The organism is Psychroserpens mesophilus (genome assembly GCF_050617655.1).
Taxonomy (GTDB): Bacteria; Bacteroidota; Bacteroidia; order Flavobacteriales; family Flavobacteriaceae; genus Psychroserpens; species Psychroserpens mesophilus_A.
The window spans coordinates 1-251 of sequence record NZ_JBODQC010000344.1 but is presented as its reverse complement, the minus strand read 5'-3'; the positions used below and the strand labels follow the sequence as shown (position 1 = coordinate 251).

Below are 251 nucleotides of genomic sequence, written 5' to 3'. Positions count from 1 at the left end.
GCTACCTGGTAGCGGGCCAAAGCTTCAGCACGGATGGGGATATCTCTGCCAACCGGGGGGAGTCGGATGTCTGGGTGGTCCGCCTGGACCCGGCCGGGAATATGCTCTGGGAGCAGAGTTACGGCGGGCCGGCCTTTGATGCAGCGGAGTCCATCGCGCTAACCTCGGACGGGAATTTCCTGATATCGGGTACCACCCGCAGCAGCAACGCGAACCTGCAAAACGCAGGGGAAAACGACGTACTGCTGCTG

Annotated in this window: 1 pseudogene; it reads left to right on the top strand. The window is 62.2% G+C overall.

Annotated elements, in window-relative coordinates:
* Positions 1 to 251, top strand: a pseudogene (locus ACRHNM_RS17510) (hypothetical protein); the annotation flags it as partial.